Below are 12,389 nucleotides of genomic sequence, written 5' to 3'. Positions count from 1 at the left end.
CGGTCACATCGCGGATGTGCAGGGCGGACTGCCGATCAAGTGCGAATTCCAGGTCCGGACCTTGACCCGATCTCTGACTACCTACTAAATGGTAGAAAGACAAGGCGGAGGAGACGAGAGATGGTCGCGTCCGTGTACGGCGGATCTGCTGTCTGTACTCTGAGGCCGGGAGAGGCTCGATGACGAGCGTTCGCGTCAGCCGTCGCGAGGCCGTGTTCGGAGGCCTCTGCCTGTGCTGCCTTCCGACCCTCGGCCACTCGGCCGAAGCCTTCTGCCTCGACGAGGTCGCGCCTGGCACATTCATCCGCCGCGGCATCGATGGCGAGGTAAGCGCCGACAACAACGATGCCATCGCCAACATCGGCTTTATCATCGGCCGCGACTCGGTGCTCGTCACGGAATCGGGCGGCAGCCGAGCCGACGGCAACTGGCTGCGGGGCGAGATCCGAAAGCGCACCGAGAAGCCGATCAGCCACGTGGTGCTGACCCATGTCCATCCCGACCATTGCTTCGGCGCCTCTGCCTTTAGCGAGGATAAGCCGGTCTTCATCGGCCACCATGCCCTGCGCGGCGCCCTGGAAGCCCGGGGCGATTTCTACCGCCAGAGGCTCGAAGACGTGCTCGGCGCCGAGAAGACTGGCAGCGTAATCTATCCGACGGTGGAGGTGAGGGAGTCGGCCGAGATCGATCTCGGTGGCCGCAAGCTCAACTTCACCGCCCACGGGACGGCACATACCAATTGCGACCTCTCGATGCTCGATACCGAGAGTGGACTGTTATTTCCGGCCGATCTTCTCTTCGTCCATCGCATCCCTTCACTCGACGGCAGTTTGCTCGGCTGGCTCAAGGCAACTGACTGGCTGAAGAACTCTGGCGCGAAGCGCGCTGTGCCCGGCCATGGCCCGACAATCGTCGATCTGGATCCCGCACTCGCCGACATCACCCGTTATCTTGTTGCCTTACGCGACCAGACGCGCAAGGCCGTCTCCTCGGACGTCTCAATCGAGAAAGCTGTGCAGACCGTGGCCCAGGACGAGCGGTCGAAGTGGGCGCTCTTCGACACGTACAATGCGAGAAACGTCACCCAGGCGTACAAAGAACTCGAGTGGGAATGATCCCGCCATGACAGTCATCGCCGATGAGCATTCACGGAATTGGCAAGCGCGCTAGATTCATCAGAACTCAGGAGGAAGCCATGAAAGCCTTGATCCTAGCCCTCGGCCTCTCGCTCTCGGCGACGGCGCTCACTGCCGGGACGGCTTACGCGGCCGGCGCCTCGGACACCGATCAAGAACGGGCCGAGCGTTGGAACGACCTCAAAAAGGAGCTCTTCGCTGGCAAGACCATCGAGCCGAGCGAAACGATGGTGAAGATCGATGCGCCTAAGCGCGCAGAGGACGCGGCGCTCGTTCCAATCACGCTCACCATGCCCGAGAAGGACAAGGTGAAGAGCGTCTCGCTCGTCATCGACGATAACCCGACGCCTTACGCAGCGCATTTTACTTTCGGACCAGCCGCCGACCCGGGTGAGATCAAGCTGCGTGTGCGCATCAACAACTACACCAACGTCCACGCCGTCACGGAGACGACGGACGGGAAGTTTTATGAGTCCGTAGGTTTCGTGAAGGCGTCCGGCGGCTGCTCGGCCCCGATGGGTATGAGTGACGAGGAGGCCATGAAGGGCATGGGCGAGATGCGCATGAAATTCAGCGAGCAAGCCCCAGGCAAGCCGGCCGAGGCGACGCTGATGATCCGCCACCCGAACTTTTCGGGCATGCAGATGAACCAGGTATCGCGCGATTACACACCGGCCCGCTTCATCGAGAAACTCGAAGTGACCTATGGCGACAAGCTGATCTTCCACATGGATGGCGACATCTCGATCTCATCGAATCCCGTCATCGGCTTCGGGTTCAAGCCTGAGGGTAAGGGGCCGATCAAGGTGGCCGCTTCCGACAACCAGGGCGGTAAATGGCAGCACACCTTCCAAGCGCCGTCGCCGAGCAACTGAGGCCATTCGTGGGTCGCGCCTGCCTGCTGCGGCACGTCAGACCGATCGCGCTCGCGGCATTTGCCACCTTGCTCGTGGCGGCTGCCCCAGCGGATTCGCCTGTCGACGTACCGGAGCCGCAGGGCCTCTATGATGGGCCGCAGCACGGCTACACGCCGCCGACGCTGAAGGGCGCGACGGTCGTCGACCTCGCGACGCTGGAAAGGCTGATCGCCGAAGACAAGCCAATCCTGCTCGATGTGGTGCTCGCCGACCGCAAGCCCGATGGGCTACCAGCCGGCACGCTCTGGGCGCCGTCCCACCGCTCGATTCCCCGCGCAGTCTGGTTGCCGGGGGCTGGGGTAGCCCCCCTGACGGCCGAGCAGGAGAGCGTCTTCTTCAACCGCGTCGAGGAACTGACCGGTGGCGACAAGAAGAAACCAATCGTCACCTTCTGCCGGCCCGAATGCTGGGGCAGCTGGAACGCCGGCAAGCGCCTCGTCGAGGCTGGCTACGGCCGTGTCTACTGGTGGCCTCTGGGCGTCGAGGGCTGGCAAGACGCGCACGACACTGCCGTTGTAAAAGCAGACAAGACCTGGACGGCCGTCGCCAAGGACAAGGCCTCACCGTTGGCCGAGCCGCAGCGCTGAGGCGGGGCAGGAGATGTTCGATGCAGACGCGCCGCAGCCTTCTCGCCGTCTCGGCGCTGATGCTCTCGGGGATATCGGCCTTCGCGGCCGCGCCGCTCCCCTTCAACTGGACCGCCTTCGACGCGGCCCAGGCGGCCGGCAAGCCGGTGCTGGTAACGGTTAGCGCACCGTGGTGCCCGATCTGCAAGGCACAGAAGCCGGTCCTGGCAAAGCTCGGAACCGATCCGCGGTTCGCCGGGCTCGTCATTCTGGAGATCGACTTCGATACACAGAAGGAGCTGCTTCGCCGCTTCAACGCACGCAGTCAGAGCACCCTCATCGCCTTCAAGGGCAAGGACGAGGTCGGCCGGTCTGTTGGAGAAACGCAAGCTGAATGGGTCGAGGCACTCCTGGAAAAGACGCTGTAGTTGCGTCCCGGCGTAGCCGTTGCCAAGTCTTGAGGCAGAGGTCTGTCCGCGCCCAAAAATTCAGCAAATTCAAAACGATCGTTGCAAGCGGTGCTGTTGACACCTGCCGGGATGTGGCAGAAAAAAGGCAAGCCCGGAGCTGGCCCGAAGTCCAGGGAGGAAACGCCCGTCTAAGGGCAAGCGGGACGGTTCGCCGTACCACGCAAGCGATGCAGGCCTCTCCGGGCCGCTCCACTCAAAACGATGGTCTCGATTGGATCGGGCGCGCTCTGCGGCTATTGCGCAGATGCGCTTGTTTTAGACTGCCAATGCGCAGAGCAGGCGCTCATCGTCGCCCTAATCGATGGGCGTAGCGGATCGAGGCAGCAACCCATGTCCCAGGTCGTCCAGTCCAGACGCCTCCGAGCCGTCGACCTCGCGCGCTACAAGGACGAGGGGCGCAAGATCATCTCGCTCACCGCCTACCACGCGCATACGGCGGGAATTCTCGACGCCTATTGCGACTTCATCCTCGTGGGCGATTCCCTCGGCATGGTCATGCACGGCATGGAATCGACCCTTCCTGTCACGGTCGAGATGATGATCGTGCAGGCTCAGGCCGTGATGCGGGGAACGAGCCGGGCGCTGATCGTCGTCGACCTGCCTTTCGGTTCCTACGAGGCGAGCAAGGAGCAGGCCTTCCTCACCGCCGCCCGCGTGCTCAAGGAGACTGGCGCCGGCGCGATCAAGATGGAGGGCGGCGCCAAGTTCGCCGAGACGGTGGCGTTCCTGGTCGAGCGCGGCGTGCCGGTCATGGGTCATATCGGCCTCACGCCCCAGTCGGTGAACACAATGGGCGGCTTTCGCGTCCAGGGGCACTCGCCAGAGAGCGAGAAGGCCCTGATGGCCGATGCCGTGGCGATCAGCCGGGCAGGCGCCTTCGCCATCGTGATGGAGGGCATCGTGGAGCCGGTGGCACGGGTGATCGCCACAGCGCCGGAGGTGACTGCGCTCACCATCGGCATCGGTGCCACCGTCGAGTGCGATGGCCAGATCCTGGTGCTCGAGGATATGCTCGGTCTCTCCGACCGCGCTCCGAAATTTGTGAAAAGTTACGGCTCGCTGCGCGCCCACATCGAAGAGGCGGTCAGAGGTTATGCTGAGGAGGTGCGCGACGGCCGCTTCCCGGCCATCGAGCATACCTATCCGCCGCGCGGGTGATGTGCCCAAACCCTTGACGGGCGAGGCCTGATCGGGCATTCACCGCGCCGAATTCGGCCGGGGTTTCGCCCGGCCTTTTGCGTTTCGCCCAAGCGGAATGCCCCTTCAAACCGCTTCAGGAGCGCCGCGCCATGGCCAAGGCAGTCACCGTCAAGATCAAGCTGATCTCCACCGCCGATACCGGCTACTTCTACGTCACCAAGAAGAACTCGCGCACGCAGACCGAGAAGCTGACCATGCGCAAGTACGATCCGGTCGCTCGCAAGCACGTCGAGTTCAAGGAAACGAAGATCAAGTAAGGCGAGAGCCTTCTCGATTTGAGCGCCCTCGGGGCCTCGCTTCTGGCGGGGCCTCAGATAGCCCTTCGAAAAGACGCTACTCCAAGCTGGAGTGGCGTCTTTTTCGTTGCAGGTGGGCGCCACCACGTTGGCGAGCAACCGCCGTAGCCCGCGTTTTGGTGCTCCGATGGGTGACGGCCGAGGTTAGGCGGGGTATATCTCGGTAACCAAAAGACGAGGGCCTGCGGTTCCGGGGGAGCCGCCGTGGCCGCGCTCGTCTGCGTCCTCAGCCCCCGTGATTGCCGACAGCGATGCCGTTTTCGATCCTCGATCTCGTGGTGCTCGGCATCGTGATGATCTCCGCACTCCTGGCAGCCGTACGCGGCGTCACCCGCGAGGTGCTCGCCATCGTCGCCTGGGTGGTAGCCGCTGCCGTTGCCTGGACGCTGCACCCCATGCTGCTGCCTACCGTGAAGCAGCACATCTCCAGCGATACCGTCGCGCTCGTTGCCTCGATCGCCGCGATCTTCCTCGGCACTCTGATCGTCGTCTCGATCATCACCGTGAAGATCTCGGACATCGTGCTCGACTCACGCATCGGCGCAGTGGATCGCTCCCTCGGCTTCATCTTCGGGGCTGCGCGAGGCTTCCTGATCTGCGTGATTGGCTGGGTCTTCCTGGCTTGGCTTGTTCAGGGCAAGATGCCGGAATGGGCAGCGCAGGCGAAGAGCAAGCCATTCCTCGAAAAGTCCGGCGATGCTCTCGTCGCGCAGCTTCCCGCCAACCCCGAAGGCTTCTTGAAAAACCTGCGCAAACCGAAGGGCGACGGTACTGGCGAGCCCATTGAACCGCCGGCCGAGACCGAGTCTGGCGGACAGCGCCGCAGCGACGCACAACCTGCCACGCCGGCATTGGGACGCTGATCTGCGTGGAACCGTTCTTGGTTGCGGGCGCAAGGCCGACTAAGTAGCGGGTTTCCAAGAGCGTCCGGAGCCCGGTTCCGGCAACGAGGATTCGGTAACGGCATGCCTGAGCTCGGCGCGAGCGTCCCTGATGCGGAGAGCGAACGCGATCCGTTGGGCGAGTTCGGCGATACGCTGCGTGAGGAATGCGGCGTCTTCGGCATCTATGGGCACGAGAACGCCTCGGCGGTCGTCGCTCTCGGCCTTCATGCCCTGCAGCATCGCGGCCAGGAGGCGGCCGGTATCGTCTCCTTCGACGGGCTGGTCTTCCATTCCGAGCGCCGTCAGGGCCTGGTCGGCGACAACTTCTCGGACCGTGCCACCATCGAGCGCCTGCGCGGCCGCGCCGCGATCGGGCACACGCGCTATTCGACCACCGGCGGCACAGTGCTGCGCAACGTGCAGCCTCTCTTCGCGGAGTTGGCGAGCGGGGGCCTCGCGGTGGCCCATAACGGCAATCTGACCAACGCCCTCTCGATCCGCCGCGAACTCGTCAGCGAAGGCGCCATCACGCAGTCGACCTCGGATACCGAGGTGATCCTGCACCTCGCTGCCCGCAGCCGGAAGCCGCGCATCATTGAGCGTTTCGTCGACGCTCTGCAGCGGATCGAGGGCGCTTACGCCATCGTAGCGCTGACCAACAAGAAGCTCATCGGCGCGCGCGATCCGCTCGGCATCCGCCCGCTGGTGCTGGGCGAACTCGACGGCCGTTACATCCTGGCCTCGGAGACCTGTGCTCTCGACATCATCGGCGCTCGCTTCGTGCGCGACATCGAGAACGGCGAGGTGGTGGTGATCTCGGAGAAGGGCATCGAGTCGATGCGCTTCGCGGAGAAGCAGCCGATGCGCCCGTGCATCTTCGAATACATCTATTTTGCTCGGCCGGATTCTGTGGTGAACGGCAAGAGCGTCTACGGCATCCGAAAGAATATTGGCCAGGAACTCGCCCGCGAGGCGCCGGCTGAAGCGGATATCGTCATTCCGGTGCCGGATTCCGGTGTGCCCGCGGCACTCGGCTACGCTCAGGAGACCGGGTTGCCCTTCGAGATGGGCATCATCCGCAACCATTATGTCGGGCGCACCTTCATTCAGCCGACCCAGACCGTGCGCGAGCTCGGCGTTCGGATGAAGCACTCGGCCAATCGCGCGGCCGTCGAGGGAAAGCGCATCGTGATGGTCGACGACAGCCTCGTGCGCGGCACCACCTCGATCAAGATCGTGCGCATGATGCGCGAGGCCGGCGCCCGCGAGGTGCATTTCCGGATCGCTTCGCCGCCGATCACGCATCCCGATTTCTACGGGATCGACACGCCCGAGCGTGAGAAGCTGCTGGCCGCGACCTACGATCTCGAAGGCATGCGTGACTATATCGGCGCGGACTCGCTCGCCTTCCTCTCGATCCCTGGACTTTACCGCGCCATGGGCGAGGAAGGTCGTAACGAGGCTTGCCCGCAATTCACCGACCACTGCTTCACGGGTGAATATCCGACCGGCCTGACCGATTTGAAGATCGCCGGCGAACGCCGGCTCGCCCTCCTCGCCGAGGCGGACTGAGCCTCGCCATGACCAGGCAAGAAGGTAAGCCGCTCGACGGCCGGATCGCCGTCGTCACCGGAGCCTCGCGCGGTATCGGCCGCGCCGCCGCCCTGGCGCTTGGGGAAGCCGGCGCGCATGTGATCGCGGTGGCGCGCACGCAAGGCGCTCTCGAAGAACTCGATGATGCGATCCAGGCCGTCGGATCGAGCGCCACGCTCGTACCGCTCAACCTGACGGATTATGACGCCATCGATCGGCTCGGCGCGGCCATCGACGAGCGATGGGGCAAACTCGACATCGTCGTCGGCAATGCCGGCATTCTCGGTTCGCTGATGCCGCTCGGTCATCTCACGCCCAAGGTCTGGCAGCAGACGATCGACGTCAACGTCACTGCCAACTGGCGGCTGATCCGCTCCCTCGACCCGCTGCTGCGCCGCTCTGATGCCGGGCGCGCGATCTTCGTGACATCCGGCGCGGCCTCGAAATGCCGGGCCTACTGGGGGCCGTACTCGATCTCGAAAGCGGCGCTCGACGCCATGGTGCGCACCTATGCCGCCGAGACCGAGACCACGCCCATCCGGGCCATGCTGCTCAGCCCCGGCCCGCTACGCACCGCCATGCGTCGCTCGGCCATGCCCGGCGAGGATCCGGACACACTGAAGACGCCGGAGGATCTGGCACCGCATTTCGTGCATTTGGCCTCGCCGGATTGGAACGAAACCGGGAAGATCTTTGATTTCCCCACGGGACAGGTCCTCTCGTTCCGAGCGCCCGAGTAACGTTCTCTCATCAGGCCGAGTATTTCGATGATCGACGTCCGCTGCATCTGTGCCATCGGCCAGCGGGGCCAGCTCGGGCTCAATGGCCATCTCCCTTGGGAGGGCAATACGGATCCGCTCTTCGTCGAGGACGTCACGCGGTTCTTCGCGCTGACCATGGGCCATGTGCTGATCGCTGGGCCTAAGACGATCGCCTCAGTGCCCGAATTCGCCTTCAAGGACCGTACCATCGACGTGATCCGCTCGCACGAGGATCCGGAGCAGGTACTGGCACGCTATCCCGGACGGCGCATCTTCGTCGGCGGCGGCATCGCGGTCTGGAACGTCTACGCCAAGTACATCCAGCACTGGGACGTCACTCGGCTGCCTTATGACGGCGAGGCCGACCGCTGGTTCGATCCCGCCTGGCTGGTGGGCGGGGCGTTGCGCTCCGCCTGAACCGAACGGCCCCGCTACACGTTCTCCGAGCCTGGTTTGTGTGAACCGGTCGTCTTAGGGGAGCGTAGAATGGCTGGTCACGGCTACCAGTTCGGCATCGAGGAAGAGTATTTTCTGGCTGATGCGGAGACTCGCGGCACACCGCGGCGCTCGGTCAAACCCTTCCATGTCGAAGCCGGCGAGCGGTTACCCGAGATCGGGCGCGAGCTTCTCCAATGCCAGGTCGAGGTCTGTACGCCGCCCTCGACCGAGTTCGCACAAGCGCGCGACGTGCTGCGTCGCCAACGGCGCGAACTCAGCGATATCGGCCGCGAGCATGGTCTCGTGGTGTTCGCCGCTGGAACTCATCCGGTCGCAGATTGGGCAAGGCAGCTTCCGACCAAGGGCGACCGTTATCGTGGCATTCTGCGCGATGTGGGCTTGGCGGGACGGCGCAGCCTGATCTGCGGGATGCACGTCCATGTCGAGGTGAAGGAGCCGGACAACCGCGTCGCACTCATGACTCGGCTGCTGCCGTTCCAGCCGCTGCTCCTGGCACTCTCGGCCTCTTCACCATTCTGGCAGGGAAAGCCCACGGGCCTCTCGGCCTATCGCCTCAGCGCTTTCGGTGAACTGCCTCGCACTGGGCTGCCCGAGCTGTTCACCACGGAGGACGATTACGCGCGCTATGTGCGCATCATGATCAATGCAGGCTCGATCCAGGATGCAAGCTTCCTGTGGTACTCGCTGCGGCCGTCTATAAAATTTCCGACGCTGGAGCTGCGTATAGCGGACAGCTGCACCCGGCTCGACGATGCGATTGCCATCGCCGCGATCTACCGCTGCCTCGTGCGCCTTGTCGAACGGCGGCCGGATCTCAACGCCAACCTCAGCGGCGTTTCGCGGGCATTGGCGCAGGAGAACCTGTGGCGGGCGCAGCGCAACGGCATCGAGGCCGAACTCATCGACGAGGCCTCCGAACAGGCCTTTCCGTTCTCGGACTACCTCGACACCGTGCTCTCTCTGATCGCCGAGGACATCGAGGCTCTCGCCTGCCACGCGGAAGTCGAGCACGCCCGGCGCATCGTCCGCGAGGGCACCAGCGCCGACCACCAGATTGCGTTGTTCGAGGAGATGCGCGGTGGCGAGACCAGCAACCGCCACGCCATGGATTCGGTGGTCGACTGGCTCGCCGAGACGACGCGCGGCGTGGACTGATGACGGCTGCTCAGCTCTTGTCGAAAGGGTTGCGCGTCGTGCGCAGAGACAGCCGGATCGGCGTGCCCGGGAGGTCGAAGGCTTCGCGCAGGGAGTTGACCAGATAGCGCGTGTAGGACTTCGGCAGCGCGTCGAGCTGGTTGCCGAACAGCGCGAAATGCGGCGGCCGACTCTTCACCTGCGTCGCGTAGCGGATCTTGATGCGGCGGCCGGAGACGGCAGGCGGCGGATTGCGCGAGGTTGCCTCGTTCAGCCAATCGTTGATCCGCGATGTCGAGACGCGGCGGCTCCAGACATCGGACGCGGCCATAATGGCCTGCATCAGCTTGTCGATGCCCTCTCCGGCGAGCCCCGAGAGGGGCACGACGCCGACGCCGCGGACCTGTGGCAACAGCCGCGTGCAGTCTTCCCGGAGCGTCTTCAGCAGGCCCGGCTGTTCGGCGACGAGGTCCCACTTGTTGAGGCCGATCACCACGGCCCGGCCCTCGCTTTCGACGAGGTCGATGATGGTGAGGTCCTGCTTCTCGAAGGGGATCGTCGCGTCGAGCAGCACCACGACGACCTCGGCGAAGCGCACGGCACGCAATCCGTCCGAGACCGCGAGCTTTTCGAGCTTGTCGTCGATCCGGGCGCGCCGGCGCATGCCGGCAGTGTCGTGCAGCTTGATCCGCTTGCCGCGCCATTCCCAGTCGAGGGAAATCGAGTCGCGGGTGATGCCGGCCTCTGGGCCAACCAGCAGCCGGTCTTCGCCGAGCATCCGATTGATCAGCGTCGACTTGCCGGCATTCGGTCGGCCGACGATCGCAACGCGCAGGGCCTTGCCGCGAGGATCGTCGTCTTCCTCGTCCTCATCATCCGGCTCGGGCAGCACCTCCTGCAGGGCAGTGTGCAGCTCGCCGACGCCTTCGCCGTGCTCGGCCGAGAACGGAATCGGATCACCCAGACCCAGCGAGAAGGCATCGTAGGCGCCAGACAGTCCGCCGGTGCCCTCGGCCTTGTTGGCGATCAGGATCACCGGGCAGCCGGAGCGGCGCACCAGTTCGGCGAAGGCCCGGTCGGCCGGCAGCACGCCAGCACGAGCGTCGATCACGAACAGCACCACGTCGGATTCAAGGATTGCGGCCTCGGTCTGCAGGCGCATGCGGCCGGTCAGGCTGTCGGCGGCGGCATCCTCGAGGCCGGCGGTATCGATCACTCGGAATTTCAGGCCGCCGAAGGCGACGTCGCCTTCGCGGCGGTCGCGCGTGACGCCGGGCCGATCGTCAACGAGGGCGAGCTTCCTGCCAACCAGACGATTGAACAGGGTCGACTTGCCGACATTCGGGCGGCCGACAATCGCGACGGTCGGCATGTCCATGATGGTGTCAGTCTACAATCGAGAAATATTAGCGGGTCATCGGAGGCGGAGCGGCCAGTTCGGGTTTGGCCTCAGTGACCGTTACCGTCCCGCCCGAGACCAACGCCTCGTATACCTCGACCCGTTGACGCAGGCTCTGGGGCGTCTCGGCGTCGCCGGCGATCTGGTCGAACCAGCGGCCTGCGGCCTCGTACTCGCCCTTCTTCAGGGCGGCGAGGCCGAGCATCTCGCGGGCGGTGTGGCGGAAGGTGCCAGTCGGCGTGGCCAGGCCCTGAAGGCTCGTCAGCGCGGGGGCAGGATCGGCCGCATCGATGCGGATCAGTGCAGCACGCAAGCGGGCAAGGTCGCGCAGGCCATCGCCGAGGGCCGTGTCGGCGGCGAGCTTGTCATACTCCGTGGCCGCTGCGGCAGCGTCGCGCTTGGAGAGATCGGCGGCGGCGCGGAAGCGCGCGAGGATTCTGTAGCCGCCCGTGCCGTCCGCGCTCAGGCTCTGGAAAGCCCTTTCGGCCTCGGCGCTGTTGCCATCGGCGGCGAGCTTGGTGGCCTTGTCGAACTGCTCGGAGGCCTGCTCGGCCCGCTCGCGCTGGGCGTGCTGCCAGTAGCGCCAACCGCCGACGCCAGCCGTCAGCAGCACCGCCGCTGCGATGATCAGCGCGCTATAGCGCTTCCAGATCGCGGCAATCTGATCGCGGCGATAGTCCTCTTCGACTTCGCGGAAGAACTCGTTGTTCTCGGCCATTCCGTTCCGGGTGCCCATTCGGGCCGAGCCCGCCTCAACCATCTCAAGGGCGCGCGCCTAGCACGACGACCCGGCTTTGGCGAATGCGAATGCGCTGCTCCTCGTCATGTCGAGCGACGCGGGACAATTCAAGGCGCAACACCGGCTCGCCTGCCTTGGATAACTTCGGCTTCGCCTCACAAGGATGATGAGGACATCAAGCCTGTCCCGGCCAGACAGGCACGCCGATCAGCACGGGATGGAGGAAGCGCGCGAACAGTAACCAGACAACCAAGCCTGCCGCCACTGCGGTGACGTCCCGGCGCCAACCGGTCGGTGCAGGTTTTGGCAGCTTGCCCGCGGGCTCGTCCGTACGACGCTTGAGGCTGATCCGGGCCGCCACCGCCCAGGCGAGAAACCCGCCGAACAACAGGATCGAGCCGAGATCGCCGTTGGCGAGCAGATGCGCCGTCGCCCAAATCTTCACCGCGAGCAGCATCGGATGCTTCACCGCAGCCTGGATATGGCTCGGCTTCGGCCCCATCGCAGCGATGCTGATGAAGGCGAACAGCGTCAGCAGCAGCGCGAGATGGCGGGTCCAGACCGGCGGATCCCAAACGGGGATCATGCCGTCCGCGCGGTAGCGGCCGAATCCCCAGATCATCAGCGCCAAGCCGAGGAGCGAGAGGATTGTGTACATCGCTTTGTAGCGCTTATCGCCGAGGTGCCCGATCAGCTCGGCGCGCGGCCCGCGCAGCATGGTGAAGGCATGGGTGCCGAGAAACACCACGAGGCCGAGGATCAGGATTGACATATTTCGCCCGAGCGACCTTCCCGATGTGGACGCCGTTGAGCGAACGGCACGCCGACAAGCTCT

The 12,389-nt window shown here is 64.7% G+C and carries 14 protein-coding genes; 11 read left to right on the top strand and 3 right to left on the bottom strand.

Annotated features, from left to right (window positions below):
- Positions 1-179 precede the first annotated feature (179 nt).
- The 11 genes from MGN01_RS02955 to MGN01_RS02905 all read left to right on the top strand — a co-directional run bounded on the left by MGN01_RS02955 (position 180) and on the right by MGN01_RS02905 (position 9,437).
- Positions 180-1,115, top strand: coding sequence for a quinoprotein relay system zinc metallohydrolase 2 (locus MGN01_RS02955; RefSeq protein WP_147045079.1), 936 nt, complete (start codon positions 180-182; stop codon positions 1,113-1,115).
- A gap of 80 nt (positions 1,116-1,195) precedes the next feature.
- A complete protein-coding gene (locus MGN01_RS02950) occupies positions 1,196-2,011 on the top strand; it encodes a quinoprotein dehydrogenase-associated SoxYZ-like carrier (RefSeq protein WP_147045078.1) in 816 nt (271 codons plus the stop codon).
- Positions 2,012-2,019: 8 nt separating this feature from the next.
- Positions 2,020-2,640, top strand: a complete 621-nt coding sequence (locus tag MGN01_RS02945) for a rhodanese-like domain-containing protein (protein WP_238258008.1) — start codon at positions 2,020-2,022, stop codon at positions 2,638-2,640.
- Positions 2,641-2,660: 20 nt separating this feature from the next.
- Complete coding sequence (locus tag MGN01_RS02940) at positions 2,661-3,047, top strand: thioredoxin family protein (protein WP_147045076.1); 387 nt, start codon at positions 2,661-2,663, stop codon at positions 3,045-3,047.
- A gap of 372 nt (positions 3,048-3,419) precedes the next feature.
- The gene (gene panB, locus MGN01_RS02935) at positions 3,420-4,247 is read left to right on the top strand and encodes a 3-methyl-2-oxobutanoate hydroxymethyltransferase (protein ID WP_147045075.1); all 828 of its coding nucleotides are present in this window, start codon (positions 3,420-3,422) and stop codon (positions 4,245-4,247) included.
- Positions 4,248-4,378: 131 nt separating this feature from the next.
- A complete protein-coding gene (rpmG, locus tag MGN01_RS02930) occupies positions 4,379-4,546 on the top strand; it encodes a 50S ribosomal protein L33 (RefSeq protein ID WP_007565747.1) in 168 nt (55 codons plus the stop codon).
- Positions 4,547-4,836: 290 nt separating this feature from the next.
- Positions 4,837-5,448 carry a CvpA family protein gene (locus tag MGN01_RS02925; protein WP_147045074.1) on the top strand — a complete coding sequence of 204 codons (612 nt, stop codon included), beginning with the start codon at positions 4,837-4,839 and terminating at the stop codon, positions 5,446-5,448.
- 102 nt (positions 5,449-5,550) lie between these two features.
- The gene (gene purF, locus MGN01_RS02920; protein WP_147045073.1) at positions 5,551-7,041 is read left to right on the top strand and encodes an amidophosphoribosyltransferase; all 1,491 of its coding nucleotides are present in this window, start codon (positions 5,551-5,553) and stop codon (positions 7,039-7,041) included.
- 8 nt (positions 7,042-7,049) lie between these two features.
- Positions 7,050-7,802 carry an SDR family NAD(P)-dependent oxidoreductase gene (locus MGN01_RS02915; protein WP_147045072.1) on the top strand — a complete coding sequence of 251 codons (753 nt, stop codon included), beginning with the start codon at positions 7,050-7,052 and terminating at the stop codon, positions 7,800-7,802.
- A gap of 27 nt (positions 7,803-7,829) precedes the next feature.
- Positions 7,830-8,240 carry a dihydrofolate reductase gene (locus MGN01_RS02910; protein ID WP_147045071.1) on the top strand — a complete coding sequence of 137 codons (411 nt, stop codon included), beginning with the start codon at positions 7,830-7,832 and terminating at the stop codon, positions 8,238-8,240.
- A gap of 69 nt (positions 8,241-8,309) precedes the next feature.
- On the top strand, positions 8,310-9,437 hold the full coding sequence (locus MGN01_RS02905) for a carboxylate-amine ligase (protein ID WP_147045070.1): 1,128 nt from the start codon (positions 8,310-8,312) through the stop codon (positions 9,435-9,437).
- A gap of 10 nt (positions 9,438-9,447) precedes the next feature.
- On the opposite strand, the gene der is transcribed toward MGN01_RS02905, so the two are convergent.
- From der to MGN01_RS02890, 3 genes are all read right to left on the bottom strand, one after another.
- Positions 9,448-10,794, bottom strand: a complete 1,347-nt coding sequence (der, locus tag MGN01_RS02900) for a ribosome biogenesis GTPase Der (RefSeq protein ID WP_147045069.1) — start codon at positions 10,792-10,794, stop codon at positions 9,448-9,450.
- A 28-nt stretch (positions 10,795-10,822) separates the two neighbouring features.
- Positions 10,823-11,533 carry a tetratricopeptide repeat protein gene (locus tag MGN01_RS02895; RefSeq protein WP_147045068.1) on the bottom strand — a complete coding sequence of 237 codons (711 nt, stop codon included), beginning with the start codon at positions 11,531-11,533 and terminating at the stop codon, positions 10,823-10,825.
- Positions 11,534-11,729: 196 nt separating this feature from the next.
- Positions 11,730-12,326, bottom strand: coding sequence for an NnrU family protein (locus MGN01_RS02890; protein ID WP_147045067.1), 597 nt, complete (start codon positions 12,324-12,326; stop codon positions 11,730-11,732).
- Between the last annotated feature and the right edge of the window lie 63 nt (positions 12,327-12,389).

It is taken from the genome of Methylobacterium gnaphalii (genome assembly GCF_007992215.1).
Taxonomy (GTDB): Bacteria; Pseudomonadota; Alphaproteobacteria; order Rhizobiales; family Beijerinckiaceae; genus Methylobacterium; species Methylobacterium gnaphalii.
This window is presented reverse-complemented; position numbering and strand designations above follow the sequence as displayed.

Excerpts from the sequence above, each read along its gene's own strand:
- MGN01_RS02955 (WP_147045079.1), top strand. The coding sequence starts at position 180 with ATGACGAGCGTTCGCGTCAGCCGTCGCGAGGCCGTGTTCGGAGGCCTC.
- MGN01_RS02950 (WP_147045078.1), top strand. The coding sequence starts at position 1,196 with ATGAAAGCCTTGATCCTAGCCCTCGGCCTCTCGCTCTCGGCGACGGCG.
- MGN01_RS02940 (WP_147045076.1), top strand. The coding sequence starts at position 2,661 with ATGCAGACGCGCCGCAGCCTTCTCGCCGTCTCGGCGCTGATGCTCTCG.
- panB (WP_147045075.1), top strand. The coding sequence starts at position 3,420 with ATGTCCCAGGTCGTCCAGTCCAGACGCCTCCGAGCCGTCGACCTCGCG.
- rpmG (WP_007565747.1), top strand. The coding sequence starts at position 4,379 with ATGGCCAAGGCAGTCACCGTCAAGATCAAGCTGATCTCCACCGCCGAT.
- MGN01_RS02925 (WP_147045074.1), top strand. The coding sequence starts at position 4,837 with ATGCCGTTTTCGATCCTCGATCTCGTGGTGCTCGGCATCGTGATGATC.
- purF (WP_147045073.1), top strand. The coding sequence starts at position 5,551 with ATGCCTGAGCTCGGCGCGAGCGTCCCTGATGCGGAGAGCGAACGCGAT.
- MGN01_RS02915 (WP_147045072.1), top strand. The coding sequence starts at position 7,050 with ATGACCAGGCAAGAAGGTAAGCCGCTCGACGGCCGGATCGCCGTCGTC.
- MGN01_RS02910 (WP_147045071.1), top strand. The coding sequence starts at position 7,830 with ATGATCGACGTCCGCTGCATCTGTGCCATCGGCCAGCGGGGCCAGCTC.
- MGN01_RS02905 (WP_147045070.1), top strand. The coding sequence starts at position 8,310 with ATGGCTGGTCACGGCTACCAGTTCGGCATCGAGGAAGAGTATTTTCTG.
- der (WP_147045069.1), bottom strand. The coding sequence starts at position 10,794 with ATGGACATGCCGACCGTCGCGATTGTCGGCCGCCCGAATGTCGGCAAG.
- MGN01_RS02895 (WP_147045068.1), bottom strand. The coding sequence starts at position 11,533 with ATGGCCGAGAACAACGAGTTCTTCCGCGAAGTCGAAGAGGACTATCGC.
- MGN01_RS02890 (WP_147045067.1), bottom strand. The coding sequence starts at position 12,326 with ATGTCAATCCTGATCCTCGGCCTCGTGGTGTTTCTCGGCACCCATGCC.